This window comes from Pseudomonas sp. FG35, assembly GCF_057809295.1.
In genome coordinates this window covers 215,380-241,429 of the sequence record NZ_JBMDJR010000005.1, presented here as the reverse complement: position 1 = coordinate 241,429, position 26,050 = coordinate 215,380, and the positions used below count along the sequence as shown (strand labels likewise).

The following is a 26,050-nucleotide window of genomic DNA, read 5'->3' as shown; positions in this document are numbered from 1 at the left end:
GCGCATCATCCTTGGTGGTCGGTGTGGAGGGTGGAGATCAGGCGGATCTGTTCTTCGTAGGCCTGGGCGAAGTCGCGGGCCAGCAGGCGCTCGCTCCAGTCGTCGTCCTGACGCAGCGCGTGGTGGTAACGGTTGAACGCTCTCCAGCGCCCGCCAGCGGTGGCGAGCAACGGCTTGTTGTCGCGCTCGAAACGCAGGGTCAACTGCTCCGGCGAGAAGTGCTCCAGAGTGCCGCGTACCGCCGCGCGGCTGGCGGTCAGCAGCGCCACCTGATGCGCCTGCAAATCGCGGAACGCGCGGGAAATCGCCTGCTCGGCCGGCAAGTGGCCCGGTTTGTTCGGCTGCAACAGGATGTCCAGCGCTTCGCTCGGGTCGACGGCGAATTTCAGCGGATTCTTGTTGGTGCCTTGCACGGTGGTCTGGGCTAGACGCAGCTCGTTCTTCAGCTCGGAACGGGTGCGCAGGCTCTGTTGCAGACCGCCGATACTCTGGCGCAGCAGACGAGCAGCGTTCAGCGCAAGAGCTTCACGCTCGTCGTGGCTGAGGTTCTTCACGTTCACGCCGAGGGCCGCGCCGAATTTGTCCCAGAAGGTTTCGCTCTGGCGCTCGACTGCTTTCGGTGCCGGTGCAGGCTCAGGCTTGGGCTCGACGATCAGCTCCGGCACCATCAGGCTTTCCATGTCGATACGCGCATAGTCGGCGCGCTGACGGGAGTCTTCAGGGTCGGTCACCGGTGCGAGCATTTCCTCGAACTCCGAGTACACGCGCTCTTGCTGCTCCAGCGACTTCAGCGGATCGAGGTCGAGAAACGCATCGTCCGGAATGATGCTGCCGGCGGCGCGTGGCAGGCCGACTTCACCGTCGAAGGTCGCCGGGTCGCGCACCAGGCGCGCGCGAATCTCGAAGTCGCCCAGCACGTAGGTGCTGCCGTGCTCGATGCGCACCGGTTCGCCCTTGTGCAGGCGTGCGCCGCTGTCGCCGTCCTGAACACCGTTGCTGCTGGTGTCGGTCAGGAAAAACGTACCCTCGCGATAGCTGACGATCGCGTGGTGGTTGGACAAGTGACGCTTGCGGTCAGGGATGATCCAATCGCAGTCCTCGCCCCGCCCGATCACGCCACCGGCCTGTTTGAAGGTCCGCTGGCACAGCTCGGTGGGCACGAACTGCTTGGTGTTCAGCATTTCGAAAACCAATTCCATGTTTGATGCTCCTTGCGGTCACTTGCCGCGATTGACCGCCTGCGGATCACCCAGCGGGCGGTAATCGTTATCGTTGAATTTGTAATTGCCGCTGCAACCGCCGAGGCCGCATAGAACGACGAGGGTCAGCAGGACAGCGTGCCAGTGACGAACAGACATCAGAGGGTCTCCAGGTGTAGACAAAGCACAAAGCGCCGACCCTTGCGGGCGGCGCTGAAATAGGTGTTCGAGGTGAATCCGACGGACTTTCGCCTACCCATCGAAATCACCCAGATTGATGTTCAAGCGGCCGAGCCGGTACAGCAGCGTGCGGCGCGGCAAGCCCAGTTCCCGGGCGGCGAGCGTCTGGTTGCCGTCGTTCTTGCGCAGGCAATCGAGCAACAGATTGCGTTCGACCGCTTCCAGTCGTTCGCGCAGATTGAGGCCGCAGTGGTCTTCCGGCGCTGGCGCCGATTCCAGGCGCAGCGAGAAATGTTCGGCCAGCAACTCGCCGCCCTCGCACAACAGCACCGCGCGTTCGACCAGACCTTTGAGTTCACGCACGTTGCCGGGGAAGGTGTAACCGGACAGGTGTTCCAGCGCTGCGTCCGACCAGCGCACCGGATCACGTTGCAGGAAAGTGCAGGCCTTGTCGGCGAAGTGTTTGGCGAGGTCGAGGATGTCGCCTTCACGCTGGCGCAGGGCCGGCAGTTCGATCGGAAATTGTGCGAGACGGTAGTACAGGTCTTCGCGGAATTTGCCTTCGCTGACCAGCACCGACAAATCGCGGTGCGTCGCGGCGATGATGCGCACGTCGATCTTGTGGGTGTCGTTGGAACCCAGCGGACGGATCTCGCCTTCCTGCAAAACACGCAGCAACTTGGCTTGCAGCGACATCGGCATGTCACCGATTTCGTCGAGCAACAGAGTGCCGCCGTTGGCCGCATCGAACAGCCCGGCGCGGTCGCGATCGGCGCCGGTGAACGCACCTTTGCGGTAGCCGAACAGCTCACTTTCCAGCAGGTTTTCCGGGAACGCCGCGCAGTTCTGTACGATGAACGCCTGGGACCGGCGCGGGCCGCAATCGTGGATCGCCCGCGCGACCACTTCCTTGCCGGTACCGGTCTCGCCACGCAACAGCACGGTGTACGGGCTGTGCAGGACTTTGCTGATCAGCGAGTAGGTCTGGCGCATCGCCGCGCTCTTGCCGATCAAGCCGTAGCCGCTGGCACTCGGCAGACTGCGCACGACCGGTGCGGCCGCATCCACTGGCTGGCGCAGACGTTGCAGCAGATGCAGTTGACCAAGCACGAACGAGCCGAGCTGGCCAAGGGAATCGGCGAAGCCTTGCAGGTCGATGTGGCGACGACTGGCGCACAGCAACAGGCCTTCGACGGCCTTCTGCTGATTGACCAGCGGCACGCACAACAGCGACTGCCACGGCGTGGACGACGCCGGCAGAAAACTGGTTTCGTGCAGGCTGCCGCCCAGGTCGTCGAAGCTCACCACGCGGTTCTGGCACAGGGCGAACTGCAACAGTTGCTCGCCGTTGTAATCCGCCGGCAGGCTCGCCGCGCTGCGCGGTTGCAGCACGCCGTCGAGGCATTCGGCGTTCATCCCCAGCGACGTATGCGTGGCGTCCAGCAAGTACAGCTGCGTCAGTTCGCAACCGCTCAGCCCGGCCAGGCCGCGCACGAAGTCACCCAGCAGCGCAGCACCGTCCGCCGCGCGCGACAGGCTGGCGAACTGCGCCAGCAAGGCTTCGGCATAGAGCAGTGGCTGCGGCACTTGGGTGAACATCACACTCACCTCAGGCGAACTCGCAGGTCACGCTGGCTTCACCGTCAAGCGTCGCATGCACGCGCTTGAGGCTTTCACCGGTGGCCATGGCGTCGAGCAAACGGTCGGCCACCAGCGGCAGCACGTGCTGGTCGAGCAAATGGTCGATCAGGCGCGCACCGCTTTCGCTTTGAGTGCAGCGCTCGGACAGGTGATCGACGAGGTTCTGGCACCAGGTGAAATCCAGCTGTCGACGGTTCAGACGCTCGCCCAGACGACCGAGCTTGATCTCGATCAGCTCGCGCAGCACCGGGCCGCCGACCGGGTAGTACGGCACCACTTTCATCCGCGCCAGCAGCGCCGGTTTGAAGTGTTTGCTGAGCACCGGGCGAATGGTTTCTTCCAGCACTTCGGCGGTCGGACGCGCACCGTCTTCGCAGAGGTCGCTGATCTTGTCGCTGCCCAGGTTCGAGGTCATCAGGATCAACGTATTACGGAAGTCGATCTCGCGCCCTTCGCCGTCGTTGGCCACGCCTTTGTCGAAGATTTGGTAGAACAGGTTAAGCACGTCCGGGTCGGCCTTCTCGACTTCATCGAGCAGCACCACCGAGTACGGCTTCTGGCGCACGGCTTCGGTGAGCATGCCGCCTTCGCCGTAACCGACGTAGCCTGGTGGTGCACCGATCAGGCGGGAAACGGTGTGCTTCTCCTGGAACTCGGACATGTTGATGGTGGTGATGAAGCGGTCGCCGCCGTACAGCAGGTCGGCGAGCGCCAGCGCGGTTTCGGTCTTGCCGACGCCGCTCGGGCCGACCAGCAGGAACACGCCGACCGGTGCGTCAGGCTTGTTCAGGCCGGCAGCGGTGGCGCGCATCGAGCGATCCAGGGCGTGCACGGCTTGTTCCTGACCCCGGATGCGGGTGCGCAGGTCGGTGGCGAAGCTCGCGACCTTGGCGTTGTGCTCTCGGGCCAGTTGCGCCAGCGGCACACCGGTCCAGGCGCTGATCACTTCGGCCACCAGACGCGGGCAGACTTCGAAGCTGACCAGGCGCTCCTTGACCTGAGCGGCGGTCAGCGCGCTGTGGGTTTGGTTGAGTTGTGCTTCCAGCGCTTCGACACTAAGAGCTTCGTCAACTTCGGCGGCGTGGGTTTCGATCACCGTGCCTTCGGCGTCTTCTTCAACAGTCACTGTCGGCTCGACCGCAGCGGCTTCACGGGCCTTGGCCAGTTGCTGGCGCAGTTCCAGCAGGCGCTCGGCCAGTTGTTTCTGCTCGGTCCACAGGGTTTCCAGTGCGACCATTTCGGCTTCGGCTTCGTCCAGACGCGCTTCCAGTGCCTCCAGCGCTTCGTGATCGATCAGCAGACCGGCTTCGGCATCGCGGCGCAGGGCCTGACGCTGACGGCCACCTTCAGCCAGTTCGCCGCGCAGGCGTTCCAGGCTTTCCGGGGCAGCGGCGAGGCTGATGCGAACGCGGGCGCACGCGGTGTCGAGAACGTCGACGGCTTTGTCCGGCAGCTGGCGACCGGCCAGATAGCGGGCGGACAACTCAGCGGCGGACACCACCGCGTCATCGCGCAGGTAGATGCCATGACTCTTCTCGTAGACCTGAGCCAGGCCACGCAGGATGGTCACCGCTTCGCTCACGGTCGGTTCGTGCAACTGAACCGGCTGGAAACGACGGGCCAGCGCCGGGTCTTTCTCGAAGTATTTCTTGTACTCGGCCCAGGTGGTCGCGGCGATGGTGCGCAGTTCACCGCGAGCCAGTGCCGGTTTTAGCAGGTTGGCCGCATCGGAACCGCCGGCATTACCGCCCGCGCCGATCAGGGTGTGGGCTTCGTCGATGAACAGGATGATCGGTTTCGGCGAGGCTTTGACCTCGTCGATCACGCCTTTCAGACGACGTTCGAATTCACCTTTGACGCTGGCGCCGGCCTGCAACAGGCCCATGTCCAGCGACAGCAGCTCGACGCCCTTGAGCACTTGCGGCACTTCACCGGCAGCGATGCGCGAGGCCAGGCCTTCGACGATGGCGGTTTTACCGACACCGGCCTCACCGACCACGATCGGGTTGTTCTTGCGGCGACGGGCAAGGATGTCGACCATCTGGCGGATCGCGCCATCGCGGCACAGCACCGGGTCGAGTTTGCCGTCGCGGGCCTGTTGGGTCAGGTTGTGAGTGAAGCGCTCCAACAGCGATTCGCCCTGGGCGGCCGGTTTACCGTTGGCCGCTGCCTGGGGCTGTTGCGACAGCGCAAATTCCTTCAGGCGATCGATGTTCAGTTTGGCCAGCAACGGCTGGTAGCGGCTGCCGGCGTAGCGCATCGGGTTGCGCAGCAGCGCGAGGATCAGCGCCGCGTCTTCGACCGAGGTCTGGCCCAGCTCAAGGTTGGCCACCAGCAGTGCGTCTTGCAGCCACTGCACCAGTTCCGGGGCGAACACCGGGTTGCGCGAAGCGCTGTGCTCGACCCGCGATTGCAGCGCCGCGCTCAGTTCGCCAGCGTCAACGTCGGCATCCTGCAGCGCGCGGGAGAGCAGCCCGTTCGGGCGCTCCAGCAGGCCGAGCAGCAAGTCTTCGACCAGAATCTTGCTGCCGCCACGGGCCACGCAGCGCTCGGCCGAACGCTCCAGATCGCGACGGGTTTCGGCGTCCAGCGCCTGGATGAGTTGTTGCAGGTCTACGTTGATCATGGCTCACGTCCTTAATGAATTTTGCTGCCCAGGGTCACTACGCCGTCTGCTTTTTCGCAGCCCAGCCAACTGGTCCAACCCAGGCGACAGTCGTTCTTCTCGCCAATGCGCAGTTCGCGGATTTCTTCCGGGCGCAGCACCAGGCGAATGTCGTAATCGAGCGGGTCACGCAAGGTGAACCGCACCAGCGCGCAGAGCGGCTGGTAACCGAAACCGATCGGCAGGAATTCGTGGAATCGCTCCCAGTCGAGTTCGGTGATGTGAATGCGGAATTTGCCGCTGCGATCGCGCACGCGTTCGCCCAGCACCAGGTCTTCACCCAGTACGCTGTTGGCGAAGCCGAGGCGGTTGCGCTGTTCTTCGAGGATTTCCACGCGGCGCTCGATGCACTGCTCGATGACAAGGTCTTCGTGCTTGAAGTAGTAACGCAGCACCGCTTCGATCAGCGCCGCCGAGTGCGCCCGCAGGCTCAGCAGGCCGAGGTACGGCAGCAGGCGCTTCCAGTTCAGTTCCTTGGCCTTGCGAATCTCGTCGCCACCGAGGCCGATCAGGGCGAACAGTTGCGAGGAAAACGGGTCGACCGCGCCGCTCTGGAAGCTCGCGCGATAGCGGTACTTGCGCCAGATCGGCAGCATCAGCCGTTGCAGGCGATGGTGGAACAGGTCGAGGAAATTGCGCGTCGGGTTGCCGTCTTCGCTGTCGCCCAGGGCTTGTTCGCCATAGAACGCCGGCAGCGGTGAACCGGAACCGACCAGGCCGATCAGGTTGAACCGCAGGCGCGCGCGCATCTTTCCGTGCTCTTCGAAAAACTCCACGCGATCGACGTCGCTGCGCGGAAATCCGAGGCTCGGGTTGGCCTGGAATTCCAGCTGGTCGTACAGGTCGTCTTCGCTCAGGTACGGGTGCGCATCGCGCAGCCGGTCGATCACCAGCAGCACGGCCTGAAACAGCGAGTACTCGCGTATTACCTTCGTCAGCCCGCTTAAAGCAGGGGCTGCAGGCCCATACGTGGTGTCCATTGGTACACCTCTCCCTGTGTGCTTTTTACCCGCAGCTCATGGAATGAATTGAGACTGGCGTAAAGCGCGAAAAACTCATTGAGAACCGAGGCGAAGACGAACAGGTCGCCTTCGCCGATATACCCTTCCGGGTCGATGGTCAGTTCGGTGCGCAAACCGCGTACCGGCAGACCACGGTGCAAGCGGTCCACGTGGTGATGCTTGATGTGCTTGAGGCCGCCCAGCAGACGTTTGCTGACCTTCTCCGCGTGCTGGTCGTAGTAGCGCGGCAGGTCGTAGGTTTCGAGAATCACCTTCAATGCATTGACGTCGGCCAGCGACAGATAGTTAAGCGACATGTTGCTGATCAGCTTCCACAGGAAGTCACGGTTCAGCGGTGGCGCAAAACTGGAAGTGGCCGGGGTGATGTTGCGGAAACTCAGGAACTCCGGGGTCTCTTCGCAGGCCATGCAGATCTGCCCGAGCTTGAGTTTGCGCGGCAGGTTCTGGTTGGTGCAGACCAGCTCGATCGACAGGGTTTCATGGGCTTCGGTGTGGCGGATACCGAAGCTCAGGTAAGTGTCGAGGCCGTCGTGCAGCAGCGACGAACGCTGGCGGATGCTGTAATGCGGACGGCTGTTGGGCACGTCGAAACTCGGGTCGTGCTCGAAGGATTCGAACGGCACGTACTCCTGATAACCGAGACCGCCGGGCTTCCAGCCGGTCACGGTTTCCACCGAGAACACGCCGCAGTTTTCCAGATCGTATTCGGCCGGCAGCAGCAGGTATTCGTCCTGTTTGCCGTCGAGACGGATCGGCAGTGCGTCGTGCTTGAACAGGTTGACGATCGGTGTGCAGAACAGCTTCACGTTATCCAGGGTCGGACGCATGCGCATGATGCCGCTCTTGCGGATGTCGAAGCGCAATTCCAGGCCTCGCATCTGCTTGAGAGTGTCTTCCGGCAGTGCCTTGAGAATGTCCAGGCCGTGGACATCGACGAACAGGAACTTGTCCTGGAAGGCGAAGTATTCCTGCAGGTAGCGATAGCCGCGGAAGGTGTTCAGCGGATACGGGATCAGCGCTTCTTCTTCGGCAAAGCCCACCGGTTTCACCCGATCGCCCGGAATCTTGAACGCCATCGGCTTGCCGCTCACGCCATCGATCGGCTTGCCGGCGCCGTCGAGCGGGATCAGTTCGATGCCGTCGAGGTTGCGCAGCAGGCTCAGGTAGAGCATCTGGCTGATGTAGCGCTCGCCGGCAAAGTGCAGGCGCAGTTTGCTCAGCTCCAGCTCGCCGAGGTGGCCGTCGGCACTCATCTCCAGGCGCAGGCTGAGCAGCGAACCGTCGCCCTTCACCGAGTAGTTCAGCGCGGCCAGATCCAGCGCCATGACTTCGGTCGGGTAGCAGGTGCGAAAGCGGCAACGCACGTCTTCGATCGGCACGCTCTCGATCGGCGTATCACGCTCGACCTTCAGCGCCGGCCCGGAACGCTTGAGCGGGTCGAACTGCAGAATGCTGAACGCCGGCAGCGGGCGCATGTAGTTCGGCCACAACAACTGCATCAGGGAATGGCTGAGCTCCGGCAACTCGTCATCGAGCTTCTGGCGCAGCCGCCCGGTCAGAAACGCAAAGCCTTCAAGCAACCGCTCCACATCCGGATCCCGCCCGGCCTGCCCCAGGAACGGCGCCAACGCCGGGCTACGCTCGGCGAAACGGCGGCCCAGTTGGCGCAGTGCGGTGAGTTCGCTTTGGTAGTAGTGGTTAAAGGACACGGGTTACCTGCCTGGTAGTGGAACTCATCAAAAAAATATCCTGTAGAGCGCAACCGTCACGCCGGCGCAGAAGTAACCGGCGATCAGGAGGTACGGCACAAGCAGGATCCAGCCATAGGCCATGAAAGCATTGTCGAACGGCCCGATGACCAGGCTGCACAAGCCATAAAGCATCCAGGGCACCGCGTAGAAAGGGATGATCTTCAACGGCGCCAGCCAGACCATTCGCAGCGCCTGCTGCTCATTGCGGCTCTTCGCGGTTCGCGATACCCACAGCGCAAATAACAACAGTCCGGGCATGCCAAACCACAACAGATACACCCAGTGGGTCTCGGACGAATCGAATGTCGAATAATCGCCAATCCACAGGCCATAGGATGAAAACGCCAGCATGGCCAAGAATGGCGTCCACAAGGCACCCATGAAAAAACTCAGCTGCGCGCGGCTGAGGATGGGCATCTGATTCGATACACCGATCACGGGCAGGTCCTCATCTTCGAAAGCACGTTCTGCGAAGCAATCGCAGGCATTGCCTGCCGCATCAACGCGCGCTTTTCCAGGCGCAGCTCAATGAGCTGCGTGGCCAGAATCGCCAGCAACGTCACCCCGCCCTGAGCCACGGTGTAGAACAGCGCCCGCAACGGGTTGTCGGGCACCATCATGAATAGAATCCAGGCAACCATTAGTGTGAGCAGGCCGAGCTTGGCCCACAGTTTCGGGATAATCGCGGCCAGCGCGTTCACCCCGAAAAAGATGTAAATGAACATGTAGTGAGCAATACCGATCGCCACCCCACGGGTAGTAAATCCGCCGTTAAACGCCTTGTAGGCCACAACGACTGCGTTGTTCAGAAATACGTAGGCCACGCATCCCACCGCGTGAATCACCAGACACAGAGCAAGGCGCACGTAGATATTCATTGCTGCGCAATTCCCTGTTTTTGCGACGTGATCGCGACGCCCGTGTACAGATAGAGCTCGACGCCATCGTAGCCGCCGACAGCTGCGGCGCTGAGCGGATAACTGTCCCGTGTGCCATAACGAATCCAACCTTCGGTCCACATTCCACCACCCTCGTGGCGGATCTCAACGTAGTAGTCCGGTGCCTCGCTCCTGGTAATTTCAACGAATACCCCGCCATCTTCGGCACCGATCCACAGAGCATTGGGATGGGCGAACAGCTTGGGCTCGGTGGAGTGTTCCATTCGCAACAGCAACGCAAGGCCGATCAGAATCGCCAGCAAACCGACCGAGCTGAGAAAAGCTACAAGGCATTGCCAGGCACTGAGCTTCTTGGAGCCGATCCGAAAAAAGCGCTTCATGGGCAGAAAGCCCCGTTATCGACCGTCCATGAGCGAACACCCCTTTCTTCAGTTTTTTCTATGCTCGCCAAGGCTTTTCGTAATGTCTGCGCGTCGATGGTTTTAGTCGCGGCCGGACTTTTAAGCTTCAGGCTGTATCGGTCGCTGATCTGACCGGATACGTCTTCGCCGAAGGATTGATAGTTGGCGACAGAGCTGCGCTCATTCGGAGCCAACGTGAAGCTGCGTGGTTGATCGTCGTAGTTGGAGTCGTTTGCCAACGTCAGCTCCAGCGGTACTCCACAAGTGTTCTGCAGGTACACGTCATTGCGATAGACCCGTTGAGCAGCGCAGGCAGTCAACGTGGCCAAAAACGCGAAAGGCCCGGACCAGCCCAACATGCAGATGATTCCTGACAGCTTCATGGGCAGATCGAAGCCTCACGGATCGTCCACTCGCGCTGGGTTCCTTCAGTAACTTTCTCGACAACTGCCAGGCGCTGTTTCAACTGAGTGGCGTCAATGGATTTACTGCCCGCAGCGTCGTCGATGGTCAGCTGATAGTTGCTCGGGATCTGTTCGATCACGTCTTCACCGTACGAGGCAAAACTCGCCACGAGCGCACGAGCGCCTGCTGCAACTGTCAGGGTGCGATCCAGTGAGTGCATGTTTGAGCTATTGGAAACCTTCATCTCGAGTGGCTGGCCACAACGGTTCTCCATGTACACATGGTTGTTGTAGACCTGCTGCGCCGCACAGCCGTACAAGGAAACAAACAGCAGGATGAAACCGGCGAACCTAGTCATTGAATTCAACCCTGGCCAACCAAAGCAGGCTTTTCACGTCCTGTTCAGAAGCGGCCATGCGCTTCTGCAGGTTGGTGGACGTCTGGGTGTAGCTGCTGAAGTAATGCATGACATCCACCTCACCCGTGCTCGGTGTCGGGTGGTTTGCCTTGGGGTTTTGCATCAACGTTGAGGTTTCTTTGTGCGTCCACGAGTAGTTCGGGATCAGCCCACCACCGTATTCGTTGAGAATCAGATGCCCGAATTCATGGGCCGAGGTCTCTTTGAACTCTTCCTGCGCATAGTTGGCAGCATCCGCAGCCGTAAGGCCTTGACGCTTGACGAGTTGGTCAAAGGCGTAGCCAGCGTTGTGGTAAACCTTACGGGCAATTGCCAGGCTGGTCGAACGACCGAAGTCCGCTGACAACGAGTCAATCAACGGGAAGTTCCCGGCCTTTGGCTCGACGTTGACCTCGGCCTTGACCGTGACTTTGTAGACCCCTTTGCTGGTCGCGATTCCTTCGGCAATGCCACCACCGCGCGAACCATTGCGTGACCAATACAATTCGATGCCCTCCTTGGCCCAACCCAGCAAAGTGCTGAGCGGCGTAGGCACCAGGCCAGGCGTGGAACCAGTGCTGCCACCCTCCGAGAAGCTCGGGCGCAGCGTCACTTCCACGGTCTTGGCATTGCGATCAATACGCGCATCGACCCACTTCACCTCTTCAGCCGAACAAGTGAGCTTCACTTCGGTGACTTGCTGCTTGCCCGCTCCGGTCGCGGTCAGACGAACTTTGAGGTTCGGGCTTTTCAGGATTTTGGTGTCGAGGATGCCGGCAGTGTCGTACCCATCCCATTGCCACGGGTGCTTGCCAGGGGGCAAGAACGGGGCGGTATTGGCTTCGGTGTAGACCGGCTTTTCGCCGTCCAGCACTTCCAGCTTCACACTGTCTGCCGCGTCCATCCGGTTCTCGACGACGAAGTCGACCAGTTCGCGGTTTTTCGATGTTCCGGACTTCAGTTCATCGAAGTCCGGTATTTCCAGCGGGGTCAAAACCGAGTTGCCACCCGACTTCAGACCCAGTCGGTATTCCAGAGCAGCGGCGACCGCCAGGGCAGCAAGCCCCGAAAACGGTGCAGGCGTATGCGAATTCCCGATGATTACCGTCCCGGAGCCGGCAGTGACCTTGTTGCCATGGGCCCCGACTGAACCTACGGTGGCGGCCGGCTTGCCATTGATCAGAACCGTGGTCGCAAGGTCGCCGACCAATGCACTGCCACACGCCGAGGCATCGCCCTGGCGGGCCGCCGGCAGGCCGTCGAAGAACACGTCGCCGGAACCGGCGGCGATCGGGTTGGTGCCGTGGCCGGGGAGCGGGCAAGCGGTGGGGTCGGATACGCGTGCTGCAGGTTTGCCAGACATCGGGGTTCTCCTTAGTTGACCTTCACTTGACCGCTGCCATCCAGGCGCGCGGAGAAACTGACCTGACGCTTGAAACCCTCGACTTCCAGCAGACCTTCGATGCTGAAGGCCAGGCGAAGCTGATCGTGGTCACGCGGCAGGGAAATGACACGCACGTTGCTCAGGCGCGGCTCGTAGGCTTCGATGAAGCTTTCGATGGCCAGGCGGGCCTGACTCAGGGAGTCGTGCAGGCTCAGGCGCATGTCATTGAGATCGGGCAACCCGTAGTCGGACAGCGTTTGCACGCTGCCGGCCCGGGTGCTGAGCATTTTGGCCAGATGGGCAGCCACCGACGCCATGGCCGAAGCCTCGAGGCTCCTGCCCTTGCGTAGTTCCGCGTCGCCGTTGAGGCGTTCGAAAAGGCTGCCGTATCCGTCCATGAGTCGCTCTTACTCTTTGTCCAGCTTGCCAACCAGCGACAGGGTGAAATCGGCACCCATGTACTTGAAGTGCGGACGCACGTTCAGGCTGACGCGGTACCAGCCCGGCTCGCCTTCAACGTCGCTGACGATCACTTGCGCAGCGCGCAGCGGACGACGGCCACGGACTTCGGCGCTCGGGTTTTCCTGGTCGGCCACGTACTGGCGGATCCACTTGTTCAGTTCCAGCTCGAGGTCGGTACGTTCTTTCCACGAACCGAGTTGCTCGCGCTGCAGCACTTTCAGGTAGTGAGCCAGGCGGTTGACGATCATCATGTACGGCAGTTGGGTCCCGAGCTTGTAGTTCAGCTCTGCTGCCTTGCCTTCTGCGCTGATGCCGAAGAACTTCGGCTTCTGCACCGAGCTTGCGGAGAAGAACGCCGCGTTGTCGGAGCCTTTACGCATGGTCAGGGAGATGAAGCCTTCCTCGGCCAGTTCGTATTCACGACGGTCGGAAACCAGAACCTCGGTAGGAATCTTGGTTTCGATTTCGCCCATGCTTTCGAAGTGGTGCAGAGGCAGGTCTTCAACCGCGCCGCCGCTCTGTGGGCCGATGATGTTCGGGCACCAGCGGAACTTGGCGAAGCTGTCGGTCAGCTTGGTGCCGAACGCGTAAGCGGTGTTGCCCCACAGGTAGTGCTCGTGGCTGTTGGCAACGTTTTCCTTGTACACGAACGATTTGACCGGGTTTTCTTCCGGGTCGTACGGGTTACGCAGCAGGAAACGCGGCACGGTCAGGCCGACGTAGCGGGAGTCTTCCGAGGTACGGAAGCTCTGCCATTTGGCGAATTGCGGGCCTTCGAAGTGATCTTTCAGATCCTTCAGGTCCGGCAGGCCGGTGAAGCTTTCCAGGCCGAAGAATTTCGGGCCGGCGGCGGCGATGAACGGTGCGTGGGACATGCAGGCTACGCTGGACACGTACTGCATCAGCTTCACGTCCGGCGAGCTTGGGGACATGTAGTAGTTGGCAATGATCGCGCCAACCGGCTGACCACCGAACTGGCCGTACTCAGCGGTGTAGATGTGCTTGTACAGGCCCGACTGCATCACTTCCGGCGAGTCTTCGAAATCGTCCAGCAGGTCTTCTTTGGAGACGTTGAGGATTTCGATCTTGATGTTTTCGCGGAAGTTGGTGCGGTCGACCAGCAGTTGCAGGCCACGCCACGACGATTCCAGGGCCTGGAAGTCCGGGTGGTGCAGGATTTCGTCCATCTGACGGCTGAGCTTGGCATCGATCTCGGCGATCATGCGGTCAACCATGGCTTTCTTGACCGGCTCACCGTTGTTCTGCGGCTTGAGCAGCTCTTCGATGAACGCCGACACACCGCGTTTGGCGATGTCGTAGGCTTCGTCGTCCGGCGTCAGGCGGGTTTCGGCGATGATGCTGTCGAGGATGCTGTACTCGCCGTTTTCTGCGGCGTTCTGTTGTGCTGCGCTAGTGCTCATTGTGTTGGCTTCCTTGGCTGCTGGAGTCTCAAGCGTCCGGAGCTGCGGCGTTCAGGCCCAGCTCACCGAGTACGCGACCGCGGGATTCGTCGTCGGCGAGCACGCCTTCGATGGCTTTACGGAACGCAGGTGCGTTACCCAGCGGGCCTTTGAGGGCCACCAGCGCGTCGCGCAGTTCCATCAGTTTTTTCAGCTCAGGCACTTGCTCGACCAGGCTGGCCGGGTTGAAGTCCTTCATGGAGTTGACGCGCAGTTGCACAGCCAGCTCGTCGGCCTCGCCATCTTCCTGCAGACGGTTCGGCACGCTCAGCGTCAGACCCAGCTCTTGCTTGGCCAGCACTTCGTCGAAGGTCATCTTGTCGATGCTGATCGGCTTGCGATCCTCGATCTTGCGATCGTCCTTGCGGTGGGTGTAGTCACCGATTGCCAGCAGCTTCAGCGGCAGTTCAATCTCTTCCTGAGCACCGCCGGTGGCGGGTTTGAAGGTGACGTTGATGCGTTCCTTGGGGGCTACCGAGCCTTCTTTGGCCATGGCTTTTCTCCTTGCGGTTGTGGCCCTGGGGCCTATTCGAGTACCACTTCGAGGTCGAGGTGGCACAGCCTGCGATAAATCTCTTCCTTGCGTTCACGTACGGCATGGTTCTGCGGTAACAACTCGCAGCAACTGTGCAGCAGGTGCAGCACTTCCAATGCAAGATCGGGCTCCCAGGCGTGCAGGCCTGAGTCCTGTAATGTCTGATCGAGGGTTTCGAGCTGGTTCTTGGCGAGTTCGTATTTCTTGGCCAGGAAGCACAGCCGCGCGAGGGCGAACTGCCAGAAGAAGCGTTCGCGGCCGCCGTGCGCCGATTGCAGGCCCTGCTTGAGGATCTGCACCGCCGGTTTGAGGCCTTCCTTGCGCAGGATCGGCTGGACTTCTTCGAGGGCCTTTTCCCAGGCTGGCTGGGTTTCGACGTTCTCGGTTTCGACCTTGCGCGGCGCGCTGGCGCTTTGCAGGTGCGGCATGACGTTGCCGGCGATCCAAGCCCGGGTGGACGGATCGGCGAACGGCGCGCCGTCATGGAAACGCAGCTCGATGATGCCGGGCAGGCGTTGAATCAAAAGCGCGAAGTGGATTTCCACTTCGCGCATGGCCAGCTCGGCGTTGAGGTTCTGGAGACATTCCCAGACCATCCTCTGGCCATCGAACCAGAACGGCGCCTTCGCCAGGCTCGCCTCCAGTTCCACCAGCAGGTCGGCGTATTTGCCCTGATCGAAACGGTCCTGATACTGCTTGAGCTTGTCGACCGGCAACCCGCGCAGCACGGTGATCTGCTCGGCGTTGCGCTCGGGCACCGCGTCGATCGTCATCCACAGCAAGGTGCGGTTGAGGCGCAGGGCGCGCAGGTCGGTAGCTTTCTGCTTGAGCCACCAGGCGCACAACGGGCGGGCGCTTTCCTGCTGTGCACGCAGGGCCTTGTGGGCTTCTTTCTCGTTGTCGATCGGCGCGCCCGGCGCCAGCAACTGGCTGGCGGCCTGCTTGACCTGCGCCACCGCCGCGCCCACAACACCGGGTGCCGGCTGGTTGTCGGCGGCGCGCTGGATCATGGTTTTCAGACGGCGGGAAAGCGGCAGCAGCAGTGGCGCATCATCGCCCAGATGCTCGGTGCAGGCGGCGTCGAGACCGGACAGATGCTCGGACAGTTGCCGGAACATCGGCAGCTGTTCCTTGATCGCGATGTTCTCGGTGATGACCTGCTCAAGACGCGGCACCAGCCAGCCGATGGCGGCGGCCCGGGTGCGGGGTTTGAGCGGGTGAACTTCGGCCCAATTGTTTTCCGACAAGTGGTGCAGCAGACCGAGGCCGGCCAGCAGGCCGGGGAAGGATTCACGCTGGTACAGCGACCACGTCAGCCAGGCGCCGACACGCAAATCCTTGGATTGGGTACGCAGGAGGTTTTCGCTGTTTTCGCGAATTTTCAGCCAGTCGATCTGCCCGCTTTCGTGCATCGACGAGGCTTTGGCCAGCTCGCTTTCCAGCGCCTCGAATTCGCTCGAAAAGCGAACGTCTTCGCCCGCAAAATTCTCTTTGGAAACAGAGACTTTAGCGAGTTCGAGGTAATGGGCGGAAAGTTTGCTTGAGTAGGACATCCATGGCCTTTATTAGGATTACGGTCGTGCGCCTATTGGAGTTGCAGCGGCGCGGGACAGTATCGAAGAGCAGTCGGAAGACTCATCCAATTGAGTGTTTGCTCTTTCAAGTGCGCGCATCGTAATCACTATGATGGCCACTAGCAAGCATCTGATTAAACAACAAGACGAACTGTTCATTGGGCGCTGTAGGAGATCGCCCTATATGTGCCAGGGGTTTCCCTGATGTGCCTTTATATTTCACTTTTAAGCCTATCCCTTCCGGAAGCATTGGGCCAGAGCGGCCGGAGCGCGGCGTCTGGAACATCTGCACGCTCGTTCCACAAGTAAGCGGAGAAAGCATGACAAACCCCGAAAAAATTTGAAGTAGGACGCTTCCGAAAATACACCGCCATTTATTAACAAATGACTGGCGACAACAGACAACATTAAAAGTGCCATCAATTTGATGGCATTTTATATATTTAATAGTCATGAATCCTTGGCTGCACAAGACTATTACGCAGAATTCCAATCATCCGCTGTCACTTTCTCACAGCCTTTTCCCACAATTTCCACGTTGTTTTACAACCCGGAAAGCTCCGACTTAAACAAGCGATCCTTCTTACATAAATCTGTTTAACGCCTTGTTAGCGTGCCGGCCAATGTTCGCGTGCGCTGACCAGGGAGGGTTTCGACATCACGCCGATTTCTCTCTCTGCTTAAGGACAAGCGTATGCCTGGAGCTGTCAGTTCTGCGCACTTCACTCTGCAGATTTCTGCTGTTCGCAATGACTTCAAGGTGCTGGCCTTCGAGGGCACCGAGACCGTCAGCACCCTTTATGCCATTCACGTCGAACTGGTCAGTGAAGATCCCGACTTCGATATGGAAGGCCTGCTCGGTCAGACTGCCTTCCTGCAGTTCGGCCTGAACGATGAAGGCATTCATGGATGCATCGACGATGTGTTGGCGGGTGAATCCGACAAACGCCTGACCCGCTATCGCCTGACACTGGTGCCGAGCCTCCACTATTTGCAGTTCAGTCACGATCAACGGATTTACCAGAGTCAGACCGTCCCGCAGATCATCACGCAAACGCTCAAGCGACACGGCATCCTCGTCGATGCGTTCACTTTTCATGTCCAGCCCCTCGTGGCACGGGAGTACTGCACCCAATACGGCGAAAGCGATTTCGAGTTCATCCAGCGCCTGTGTGCCGAGGAGGGAATCGCCTGGCATCATCAGCACTCGGCGCAAGGCCATTTGCTGGTGTTCACCGATGATGCGGTTTTCCTCCCGACATTGCGTCCCACGCCCTTCCGGCGGGAAAACGGGATGGTCCCGGAATATCCGGTGGTCAGCAGCTTTTCCTTGCGCGCCGCCACTCGGACAAGCCGGGTCACCCGGCGTGGTTACGACCTGAAGCGACCGACGCTTTTACTCGAAAGCCGCTTCAGCGCCGGATTCACACCGACGCTTGAGGACTACCGATACCCGCTGCTGCTGGACAACGAAAAGCGCGGCAAGCATCTGGCCCGTCAGGCCCTGGAACGCCATCGCGCCGATTATGAAATAGCCGAGGGTCAAAGCAACCAGACGACCCTGCGCTGTGGCCATCTGCTTGAACTGACCGAACACCCTCGTCAGAACTACAACGGTCTGTGGCTGCTGCTCGGTGTCACCCACACCGGACGGCAGCCGCAAGTTCTGGAGGAGTCGGCCAGCAGCGAAACTCAATCGGCGGACGGCTTTACCCAAGGCTATCGCAACACCTTCTGCGCCATTCCTGCCGAAGTAGTGTTCCGCCCGCCACTGCCCGCACGCCGGCCCCCGCTGGTCAGCCAGACCGCCAGGGTGACAGGCCCCAAAGGCGAAGAGATCTACTGCGATGAGTTCGGTCGGGTAAAAGTCGAATTCCACTGGGACCGAGCCGAATTAAACAGTGAGCGCAGCAGTTGCTGGGTGCGGGTGTCGTCAAGCTGGGCCGGTAACGGTTTCGGTGTCGTCACCCTCCCCCGCCTCGGCATGGAAGTGGTGGTGACCTTCGTGGAAGGTGATCCCGACCAGCCGCTGATTACCGGCTGCGTGATCAACAAGGTCACCCCTGCACCCTACAAGCTTCCCGAGCACAAGACCCGAACCGTGCTGCGCAGTCGCAGTTCGCCCGACACCGGCGGCTACAGCGAATTGACGATTGAAGACCGCGCCGGACTGGAACTGGTCTACCTGCGTGCCCAGCGCGACATGGAGCGGCAGGTTCTCCATGACAGCCGGCTGGCGGTCGGGCGTGATCGTTGGGAAAGCATCCAGGGCAGCAGCCAGACGACGGCCGGAAAAATCATCACCGTCGAGGCGGGCCAGCAGGTGCAGATCAAGGCCGGCGCCAGCGTGGTGCTGGATGCAGGCGCCAGCATCACACTGAAGGCGGGCAGTCACCATATCGTGATCGACAGGGGTGGGATCTTCAGCAGTACCGAGATCGTGGCGGGAGGAAAGACGTCCACCAGCGGAGCCGTTGATCATCCAGAAGCCGCGATGGCGGGGGCATTGGAGGTCGGGCTGACGGCCTCATCCACTCAAGACCCGGAAGACGCCGAACTCGAAGAAGAGGAGGAAGAGGTCGAACTGGAGGATGAAACGCCTGCCGGCATCACCTTGCGGATCGGCGTGTTTTTCGATGGGACGGGGAACAACAAGGCCAACAGCGAAACGGTCGCGGCCTGCTATGCGCCAGATGCCAATCTGGCGGAGGCAGCCGAAGAGATTCAGAAGCACTGCGCCGCTTATGGCTATGACGGAAATGGCAACTCGCCGGATAACAGCTACGGCAATGATGTAAGCAATATCGTGCGGTTGCATGAGCTGTATACAGACCATGCCTTTGACGTATTACCAGAGAACACGAAACAGGCTTCCTTGCGCGTATACATCGAAGGCATCGGTACAACCGCTGATGGAGGCGATTCACTTTACGCACAGGCAACCGGCCGAGGCGAAACCGGTGTTCTGGCTCGTGTGGAGCAGAGCCCTGAAAAAATCATGGACCAAATGCGAACACTGATTAAAAAAAACCCCAATGCGCTAATAGAAAGAATCGAGCTCGATATTTTCGGTTTCAGTCGCGGCGCCGCCGCTGCACGGCACTTCGCGAACGAGGTACTCAAGGGCAAGCGCAGCATTCTCGCAAAGGCGCTGCCAGCGGGCTCTCCGTTCTTGGTCAGTGGCTTTGACTGGGATCCACAATCCAGTATCGGCATCAACTTCATTGGTCTGTTTGATACCGTCGCGGCAATCGCCAATCCATGGTTGCTCGACTTCACTGGCGCCAACAGCAGAAATCCGGGACTGAACTTGAAGCTGCCGGAGGGTTGCGCCAACAAAGTGGTGCACCTGGTGGCGCGTGATGAACATCGCGAGAACTTTGCCCTTAACAGCCTGGGTGAGATTGATCTGGTATTACCCGGCGCCCACTCGGATCTGGGAGGTGGTTATCTGCCCAGGGCCAGGGAGAAACTTCTATTGAGCAGTCCGGTCACCAGCACCATCAGCCGAAGCCACGAAGCGACCCGTAGCGCAGCTTACGTCACTGCCGAAAAGGAGGCGTTTGCCTGGTATACAAAAGGCGTCATCGAAGATGACGCTCCAGGCAATCAACTGCGGGTTGCACTCTGGGAAACCCCTGTCATTCAACGATTGGAAAGGGGCCGATCCACACCGGATCCCCAGAAGCGGGTTTATGCTGCGGCCATGATTGAGCGCCCGGTACACGGTGAGTTGTCGCTGGTGTATCTACGCATCATGCATGAGCTTGCGGTGAGAGCCGGTGTACCGCTCAAGTTGATTCCCGACAGGCCAGAGCTAAATTTGCCCGTAGAGTTAATACCCATTCACAAAAAACTCCAGGCTTACGCCTTGGGCGAGTCATCTGTTGAAGGACTGACTATCAAAGAACGGGCTTTGTTACGCAGTCGCTATATCCATCTTTCTGCGCACTGGAACGCAGCCAAAGATTTCAACAACAGCGACATGAGCATTGTTTTCATAAACCGACCGACAAAAGACAAACAACGAGTGGTGCACCCCCATGAATAAACCCACTCGTCCCATCAAAAAAAACACAGGTTTCATCTTCGGATTGCTGTTGTTGCTCTGCACTCCAAGCAATGCACAGCCGATCACCAAACAGCCCTGGTATCTTGGCTTCGGTGCACCCACCTACATGGAGGTCTGGATTGAAACGGCCGACGTGGTGGATATCCGCGAACGTGTATTCAAACGCGCCGGCGCCGGGATTGCCTCGGTGAACACCCCCGCCGACAACAAGGGCAAGCCCGCAGGATGGCCTGACAGCCCCGGCAGCGGCGCCGGACGTGACGTCACCGGTGCCGATCTTCCCCGCTTGATCTATGTGCGATGGCAATCATTGGCAGAGCCTCAAACCTACGAGGCCTACATTGTTATTCCCGAGTCCGCGCGGGAAATCATGCGCAAACCGGAAAAGGCTTTTTGCAGACTGGATGGCAAATGGATCACAGACTACCGCGACCGCATAGGTATTGGCTTGGCTCCAGGCGGCATTGCCAAGGTCTGGCTGGGAGCGCCTTGTCTCAAGTCTGTCGAGATAACTCGGGTTGAAGGGAGCATCGTCAAGCAGGGGCCGTATCAAGGGAAAAATGGAGGACGCTACGCGCTACCTCTTTCACCGGAGTCCAAAACCTACATCGAAAAATACGGCATCCCCTTCGGGAGCTGGTAAGGCATCTCACCCCCTCCAGTCACTTGCCAATCTGCAATCACTGAACAAAGGGATCCATAAGTAACGTCAGGGAGCGTTAAACCATCATGAGCGGCAGACACAATAAACGATCAATATCAGGGTTTGGATGCGCTTTGGTTGTCATGCTAACGCTCACAACCAGCACCTCTGCTCGTGCTGAGGGCTGCATCGGATTTGGATGCCTATTGAACGGTGGCCCCTTGGAGTTCTCGATGCTGACCGGGATCGGGTTGCTATTCACAACGGTTGGACCGTTCATTTCAACTTCAGACGCCAGTTTGGATGGCCCCTCGAAACATTACACCCAAGCCTTGATAGACGATGCAGCTGCGCATCTGGCGACGGAGGGCGAATACGAAAGTCCCATACTCGAATCCGAGTGGCGTAAATACCTGAAATCTTATGGACACCAGCCAAGCAAGAACGAGTTCGCCAGAATGGTGCTGGCCACCTACGGGTAACCGGCTAGACGAATCCCATAACGATCCACCAAGACCAGCTCGGCTCGCCATCAGCCAAAAAAATGGGCATCCGACCGCAATCGGTATGCCCATTTTTCATGCAGCGCGCCCAGCTGACCGGGCATTCGCCGCGATTACGGATTAACGCTGTCTTTCAACGATTTGCCTGGCTTGAACGCAACGGTGTTGCTGGCCTTGATCTTCACCGGTTCACCGGTTTGCGGGTTTTTGCCGGTGCGGGCACCGCGGTGGCGTTGCAGGAAGGTGCCGAAGCCCACCAGCGTGACGCTGTCCTTGCGGTGCAGGGCGCCGGTGATTTCTTCGAGAACGGCGTTGAGAACGCGGTTGGCCTGCTCTTTGGTCAGATCCGCTTTTTCAGCGATTGCAGCGGCGAGTTCTGGTTTACGCATTAGTGAAGCCCCTTTGACGGTTTTTTGTTGTTATGTCCGTGCTGTTCTCGTTGGAACAGCGCCCAAGGCGCCGCAGGCTCTACTCTGCGGCAGACGGGAGTGAGGATGGCACGCGGTTAAGGGCGGCGCCAGTCTCCCCGCGACGTTTGTGGGGGCAAAAGCGGGGTGATTCCGACAGAACGACCGGTATTTACGCCAGCAAGGCCGGAAGCTGTTTGTTCAGTGCGAGTTTTTCCATCACCGCCGCGCCGGTCAGGGCGTAACCGAGCAATTGCCCTTCTGCGTCGTGGCACAACACCTTGATATCGGCGCCCTGCCCCTCAACGGTCCAAACACCCTCGCGGCCCCGAGGCGGCGGGGAAACCACCAGTGGGCAGACCGGGGTTTTCACGGTGATCGGCATCGGTCCATAGTTCACCACGGTCGGGTTGCCGGCCAGGGTTTGTGCCAGCGCTCGCGCACAACTCATGAGGGGCATGACGTACAGAAGATTCAGCCCGTCGACCTCGGCGCAGTCGCCCAGGGCGTAAATGTTGGTGTGAGAGGTTTGCAGGTGACGGTCGACCACCACGCCGCGATTGGTCTGGATGCCGGCGGCTGCCGCCAGGTCGATCCGCGGGCGCAGGCCGATGGCCGAGACCACCACATCGCACGGGACAACCTGACCGTCGGACAGGTGCGCTTCCAGCCCATCCGCGACTTTTTGCAGGCGGGTCAGCACCGGGCCGAGGTGGAAACGTGCACCGAGGCTTTCCAGCCCGGCCTGCACCGCAGCCGCCGCCGCGGGATGCAGAAGAGTCGGCATGACCTGTTCGCACGGCGCGACCAGCTGCACCTCGTAGCCGCCCAGAATCAGGTCATTGGCGAACTCGCAGCCGATCAGTCCGGCGCCGAGCAGCAACACCCGACGCTTGCCGGCCGCTGCGGCGCGAAAACGGGCGTAGTCTTCGAGATCGTTGATCGGGAACACCAGGTCCGCGCCATCGCCTTCGATCGGCACACGCACGGTTTCCGCGCCCCAGGCGAGGATCAGGTCGCGATAGCTCACCGCTTCCTCGCCGATCCACAGACGCTTGTGGCCCGGATCGATGCCGCTGATGCGGGTGTGGGTGCGGATTTCGGCCTTCAACTGTTCGGCCATGGCGCCCGGCTCGGCCATGCTCAGGCCGTCGGCGTCCTTGTTCTTGCCGAAGCCGGTGGACAGCATCGGCTTGGAGTAGGAGCGACCGTCATCGGCGGTAATCAGCAGCAACGGGGTTTCGCCATCGAGTTTGCGAAACTCGCGGGCCAGGTTGTAACCCGCCAGCCCGGTGCCAACGATTACGACAGGTGCGCTCATGCCCTACTCCTCAGTGTTTTCTCAGTTGATTTCGATCATTTCGAAGTCCATCTTGCCGACGCCGCAGTCCGGGCACAGCCAGTCTTCCGGCACGTCCTGCCACAGGGTGCCCGGCGCAATGCCGTCATCCGGCCAGCCGTCGGCTTCGTTGTAAATCAGGCCGCAGACCACACATTGCCACTTTTTCATTCAGGTACTTCCTCAGGGTTCAGGCTTTAACCGGCGCGGACGGTCGATGGTGCAGCGCTGCCGTCCGGCTCAGGGCGTTTTGTACTGATCGTGCCGGGCAGATGCAAGCCTGTTCGGCGCAGCGGCGACCCGGATCAATCAAACTCGCGGCTCACCATGGTAAGCTCGCCGCCTCATTTGCTGCCAATACTGACTCATTGTGCAACTCAAAAATGCCCCGCTGTGGTGCCCGCAAAGCCACCTGACACCCCTCCCCGACACATCCACGCTCGACTGGCTGTTCGACGAAGGCTCCCTGACCCGCCGCCTGACCCGTCTGTCCGATGACGGCTTCAGCGTGACGCCGCTGTTCGAAGGCTGGCAGACCCTGCGCGACGACGAATGCGCCGCGCTGGACCTGGCCGAAGGCAGCGAGGGCTGGGTGCGCGAGGTGTATCTGCGCGGCCATGGCCAGGCCTGGGTGTTCGCCCGCAGCGTGGCGTCGCGCAGTGCCTTGCAGGGCGACGGCTTGCACATGGATGAACTGGGCAGCCGCTCGCTGGGCGAACTGCTGTTCTGCGATCAAGCCTTCCAGCGTCGCGCCATCGAGGTCTGTCATTACCCGGAGCACTGGCTGCCCGAGTGTTCCCGGGCCACCGGTCTGTGGGGCCGTCGTTCGCGTTTCGACCGTGGTGCATTGAGCGTACTGGTGGCGGAGATTTTCCTGCCTACGCTGTGGGAAGCCGTCCGCGCCCGTCCGGAGAACTGCTGATGTATCAAAGCCTGCTCAAATCTCTGAATCGCTTGAACCCGCGCGCCTGGGACTTCATCCAGCTGACCCGGATGGACAAGCCGATCGGCATTTACCTGCTGCTGTGGCCGACCCTCTGGGCCCTGTGGATTGCCGGTAAAGGCTCGCCATCGCTGGCCAATATCGTGATTTTCGTCCTCGGCGTGGTGCTGACCCGTGCCGGCGGCTGCGTGATCAACGACTGGGCCGACCGCAAGGTCGACGGCCACGTCAAACGCACTGCGCAGCGACCTATTGCTGCCGGCAAGATCAGCTCGAAAGAGGCGCTGGTGTTCTTTGCGCTGCTGATGGGCGTGAGTTTCCTGCTGGTGCTGTGCACCAACGCCGCAACCATCTGGCTGTCGCTGGGCGGTCTGGCGCTGGCGTTCACCTATCCGTTCATGAAGCGCTATACCTACTACCCGCAAGTGGTACTGGGCGCGGCGTTCTCCTGGGGGATGCCGATGGCGTTCACCGCCGAAACCGGTGAGCTGCCAGCAACGGCCTGGCTGCTGTGGATCGCCAATCTGCTGTGGACGGTGGGTTACGACACTTATTACGCGATGACTGACCGCGACGATGACCTGAAGATCGGCGTGAAATCCACGGCGATCCTGTTCGGCGATGCCGACCGGGTGATCATCCTGACCTTGCAGGCTCTGTCACTGGGCTGCCTGGTGCTGGCGGGATCGAAATTCGAGCTGGGGATGTGGTTCCACCTCGGCCTGCTGGTGGCGGCCGGATGCTACGCCTGGGAGTTCTGGTACACCCGCGACCGGGACCGGATGCGTTGCTTTAGGGCGTTCCTGCACAATCACTGGGCCGGGCTGGCGATTTTCGTCGGGATCGTGCTGGATTATGCGTTGCGTTGATCCACAGAACCTGTGGGAGCGAGTTTGCTCGCTCCCACAGGGCATTTGCGTTTATTTGTGCTCGCGCATCACGTGCCACACGTCCTTCATGCCATCGCCCTTCATTTCTCCGGGCTTCTCATCCTTCATGAACGTATACAGCGGTTTGCCGTCGTAGGCGTATTGCATCATGCCGTCATCGCGTTTGATGACCGTCCATTTGCCTTCGGCCTTGGCGCCTGCGGGAGCCATCAGCGGCGGCCAGTTCTTGGCGCAGTCGCCGTTGCACATCGACTTGCCGCCACTGTCCTTGTCGAACGTGTAAAGCGTCATGCCCTTGTGGTCGACCATCATTCCGTCTTTCATCATGGCCGGCTCGGCCGCCATCGCCAGTCCAGGCAGAGTCAGGGCGGCAGCCATCAGCAAAGCCTTAAAGGAAGCAGTCATTTGAGTCATGGAAACCTTCTCTTGTGGTTGTCAGGATTCGGACTTAGAGCTTAGTTCAGGATTCGCACAATCGCCGCCGGACTAAAATACTGTCACACGACTGCAATAATTCCGTTATCTAATGCGGCGCAAGACAGTTAAATGACAAGAGGATTAAGGCATGGTTGGCAGGAGCATTCTGATCGTCGACGACGAAGCGCCCATTCGCGAAATGATCGCCGTTGCGTTGGAAATGGCCGGCTATGACTGCCTCGAGGCAGAGAACTCGCAGCAGGCCCACGCCATCATCGTCGACCGCAAGCCGGACCTGATCCTGCTCGACTGGATGCTGCCCGGCACCTCCGGCATCGAGCTGGCCCGCCGCCTCAAGCGTGACGAACTGACCGGGGACATCCCGATCATCATGCTCACCGCCAAGGGCGAAGAGGACAACAAGATCCAGGGCCTGGAAGTCGGCGCCGACGACTACATCACCAAACCGTTTTCCCCCCGCGAACTGGTGGCACGCCTCAAGGCCGTGCTGCGTCGCGCCGGCCCGACCGATGGCGAAGCGCCGATCGAAGTCGGCGGCCTGCTGCTCGACCCGATCAGCCACCGCGTGACCATCGACGGCCGTCCGGCCGAGATGGGCCCGACCGAATACCGTCTGCTGCAATTCTTCATGACCCACCAGGAGCGCGCCTACACCCGTGGCCAGTTGCTGGACCAGGTCTGGGGCGGCAACGTCTATGTTGAAGAGCGCACCGTCGACGTGCACATCCGGCGCCTGCGCAAGGCCCTCGGCGACGCCTACGAAAATCTGGTACAAACCGTGCGCGGCACCGGCTACCGGTTCTCCACCAAGGCCTGAGCCGAGCGCCAGCCCCGTAGACA

At 60.4% G+C, this 26,050-nt stretch carries 25 protein-coding genes and 1 pseudogene; 6 read left to right on the top strand and 20 right to left on the bottom strand.

Translation table 11 applies throughout. The features are described from left to right. Positions 1-5: 5 nt before the first annotated feature. From tagH to tssA, 16 genes and pseudogenes are all read right to left on the bottom strand, one after another. Complete coding sequence (gene tagH / locus ACODTD_RS12430; protein WP_011336588.1) at positions 6-1,199, bottom strand: type VI secretion system-associated FHA domain protein TagH; 1,194 nt, start codon at positions 1,197-1,199, stop codon at positions 6-8. 18 nt (positions 1,200-1,217) lie between these two features. Next, positions 1,218-1,358 (bottom strand): hypothetical protein, encoded by a 141-nt coding sequence (locus ACODTD_RS12425; RefSeq protein ID WP_003229566.1) that lies wholly within the window; start codon positions 1,356-1,358, stop codon positions 1,218-1,220. Positions 1,359-1,451: 93 nt separating this feature from the next. After that, positions 1,452-2,978, bottom strand: a complete 1,527-nt coding sequence (locus ACODTD_RS12420) for a sigma-54 interaction domain-containing protein (RefSeq protein WP_201819811.1) — start codon at positions 2,976-2,978, stop codon at positions 1,452-1,454. 10 nt (positions 2,979-2,988) lie between these two features. After that, entirely contained in the window at positions 2,989-5,646 is a 2,658-nt protein-coding gene (tssH, locus tag ACODTD_RS12415) for a type VI secretion system ATPase TssH (protein WP_201819809.1), read from the bottom strand. An 11-nt stretch (positions 5,647-5,657) separates the two neighbouring features. After that, positions 5,658-6,665, bottom strand: coding sequence for a type VI secretion system baseplate subunit TssG (gene tssG / locus ACODTD_RS12410; RefSeq protein WP_201819806.1), 1,008 nt, complete (start codon positions 6,663-6,665; stop codon positions 5,658-5,660). Next, positions 6,629-8,416: a type VI secretion system baseplate subunit TssF gene (gene tssF / locus ACODTD_RS12405; RefSeq protein ID WP_011336593.1), complete on the bottom strand. Its 1,788-nt coding sequence runs from the start codon at positions 8,414-8,416 to the stop codon at positions 6,629-6,631. Before tssF ends, tssG begins: the two co-directional genes overlap by 37 nt. 27 nt (positions 8,417-8,443) lie before the next feature. Further along, positions 8,444-8,875, bottom strand: coding sequence for a hypothetical protein (locus ACODTD_RS12400; RefSeq protein ID WP_011336594.1), 432 nt, complete (start codon positions 8,873-8,875; stop codon positions 8,444-8,446). A 17-nt stretch (positions 8,876-8,892) separates the two neighbouring features. Then, entirely contained in the window at positions 8,893-9,336 is a 444-nt protein-coding gene (locus ACODTD_RS12395; RefSeq protein WP_201819804.1) for a hypothetical protein, read from the bottom strand. Beyond that, on the bottom strand, positions 9,333-9,737 hold the full coding sequence (locus ACODTD_RS12390) for a hypothetical protein (protein ID WP_011336596.1): 405 nt from the start codon (positions 9,735-9,737) through the stop codon (positions 9,333-9,335). The genes ACODTD_RS12395 and ACODTD_RS12390 overlap by 4 nt, the downstream gene beginning before the upstream one ends. After that, a complete protein-coding gene (locus ACODTD_RS12385; RefSeq protein WP_201819802.1) occupies positions 9,734-10,117 on the bottom strand; it encodes a hypothetical protein in 384 nt (127 codons plus the stop codon). Before ACODTD_RS12385 ends, ACODTD_RS12390 begins: the two co-directional genes overlap by 4 nt. A 20-nt stretch (positions 10,118-10,137) precedes the next feature. Beyond that, positions 10,138-10,521, bottom strand: coding sequence for a hypothetical protein (locus ACODTD_RS12380; protein WP_011336598.1), 384 nt, complete (start codon positions 10,519-10,521; stop codon positions 10,138-10,140). Positions 10,522-11,629: 1,108 nt separating this feature from the next. Next, positions 11,630-11,923: pseudogene (locus ACODTD_RS12375) on the bottom strand (PAAR domain-containing protein); the annotation flags it as partial. Between the two features lie 11 nt (positions 11,924-11,934). Then, positions 11,935-12,342, bottom strand: a complete 408-nt coding sequence (gene tssE / locus ACODTD_RS12370) for a type VI secretion system baseplate subunit TssE (protein ID WP_039765135.1) — start codon at positions 12,340-12,342, stop codon at positions 11,935-11,937. A gap of 9 nt (positions 12,343-12,351) precedes the next feature. Then, a complete protein-coding gene (gene tssC, locus ACODTD_RS12365; protein WP_011336600.1) occupies positions 12,352-13,827 on the bottom strand; it encodes a type VI secretion system contractile sheath large subunit in 1,476 nt (491 codons plus the stop codon). Between the two features lie 28 nt (positions 13,828-13,855). Then, entirely contained in the window at positions 13,856-14,359 is a 504-nt protein-coding gene (gene tssB / locus ACODTD_RS12360; RefSeq protein ID WP_003229587.1) for a type VI secretion system contractile sheath small subunit, read from the bottom strand. A 32-nt stretch (positions 14,360-14,391) separates the two neighbouring features. Continuing rightward, positions 14,392-15,954 carry a type VI secretion system protein TssA gene (gene tssA / locus ACODTD_RS12355; protein WP_007954369.1) on the bottom strand — a complete coding sequence of 521 codons (1,563 nt, stop codon included), beginning with the start codon at positions 15,952-15,954 and terminating at the stop codon, positions 14,392-14,394. Positions 15,955-16,669: 715 nt separating this feature from the next. Here tssA and tssI point away from each other — a divergent pair. The 3 genes from tssI to ACODTD_RS12340 all read left to right on the top strand — a co-directional run bounded on the left by tssI (position 16,670) and on the right by ACODTD_RS12340 (position 21,172). Further along, positions 16,670-20,026 carry a type VI secretion system tip protein TssI/VgrG gene (tssI, locus tag ACODTD_RS12350; RefSeq protein WP_201819797.1) on the top strand — a complete coding sequence of 1,119 codons (3,357 nt, stop codon included), beginning with the start codon at positions 16,670-16,672 and terminating at the stop codon, positions 20,024-20,026. After that, positions 20,019-20,690 carry a DUF2931 family protein gene (locus tag ACODTD_RS12345; protein WP_201819794.1) on the top strand — a complete coding sequence of 224 codons (672 nt, stop codon included), beginning with the start codon at positions 20,019-20,021 and terminating at the stop codon, positions 20,688-20,690. Before tssI ends, ACODTD_RS12345 begins: the two co-directional genes overlap by 8 nt. Before the next feature lie 233 nt (positions 20,691-20,923). Then, positions 20,924-21,172, top strand: coding sequence for a hypothetical protein (locus tag ACODTD_RS12340; protein WP_236676644.1), 249 nt, complete (start codon positions 20,924-20,926; stop codon positions 21,170-21,172). A 134-nt stretch (positions 21,173-21,306) separates the two neighbouring features. Here the strand turns inward: ACODTD_RS12340 and ACODTD_RS12335 are convergent, their stop codons facing one another. From ACODTD_RS12335 to ACODTD_RS12325, 3 genes are all read right to left on the bottom strand, one after another. After that, entirely contained in the window at positions 21,307-21,582 is a 276-nt protein-coding gene (locus tag ACODTD_RS12335; RefSeq protein WP_003213368.1) for an HU family DNA-binding protein, read from the bottom strand. A gap of 190 nt (positions 21,583-21,772) precedes the next feature. After that, positions 21,773-22,921 carry an NAD(P)/FAD-dependent oxidoreductase gene (locus tag ACODTD_RS12330; protein WP_201819789.1) on the bottom strand — a complete coding sequence of 383 codons (1,149 nt, stop codon included), beginning with the start codon at positions 22,919-22,921 and terminating at the stop codon, positions 21,773-21,775. Between the two features lie 21 nt (positions 22,922-22,942). Then, positions 22,943-23,110 (bottom strand): rubredoxin, encoded by a 168-nt coding sequence (locus ACODTD_RS12325; protein ID WP_007954349.1) that lies wholly within the window; start codon positions 23,108-23,110, stop codon positions 22,943-22,945. Between the two features lie 199 nt (positions 23,111-23,309). On the opposite strand from ACODTD_RS12325, the gene ACODTD_RS12320 reads away from it, so the two are divergent. After that, the gene (locus ACODTD_RS12320; RefSeq protein ID WP_489104890.1) at positions 23,310-23,861 is read left to right on the top strand and encodes a chorismate--pyruvate lyase family protein; all 552 of its coding nucleotides are present in this window, start codon (positions 23,310-23,312) and stop codon (positions 23,859-23,861) included. After that, complete coding sequence (gene ubiA / locus ACODTD_RS12315; protein ID WP_201819783.1) at positions 23,861-24,751, top strand: 4-hydroxybenzoate octaprenyltransferase; 891 nt, start codon at positions 23,861-23,863, stop codon at positions 24,749-24,751. The genes ACODTD_RS12320 and ubiA overlap by 1 nt, the downstream gene beginning before the upstream one ends. A 51-nt stretch (positions 24,752-24,802) precedes the next feature. Here ubiA and ACODTD_RS12310 read toward each other — a convergent pair whose 3' ends face one another. After that, on the bottom strand, positions 24,803-25,186 hold the full coding sequence (locus ACODTD_RS12310) for a COG4315 family predicted lipoprotein (RefSeq protein WP_197868906.1): 384 nt from the start codon (positions 25,184-25,186) through the stop codon (positions 24,803-24,805). Positions 25,187-25,337: 151 nt separating this feature from the next. Here ACODTD_RS12310 and phoB point away from each other — a divergent pair, with 151 nt between their 5' ends. Beyond that, the gene (gene phoB, locus ACODTD_RS12305; RefSeq protein ID WP_003229608.1) at positions 25,338-26,027 is read left to right on the top strand and encodes a phosphate regulon transcriptional regulator PhoB; all 690 of its coding nucleotides are present in this window, start codon (positions 25,338-25,340) and stop codon (positions 26,025-26,027) included. The last annotated feature ends 23 nt before the right edge of the window (positions 26,028-26,050 follow it).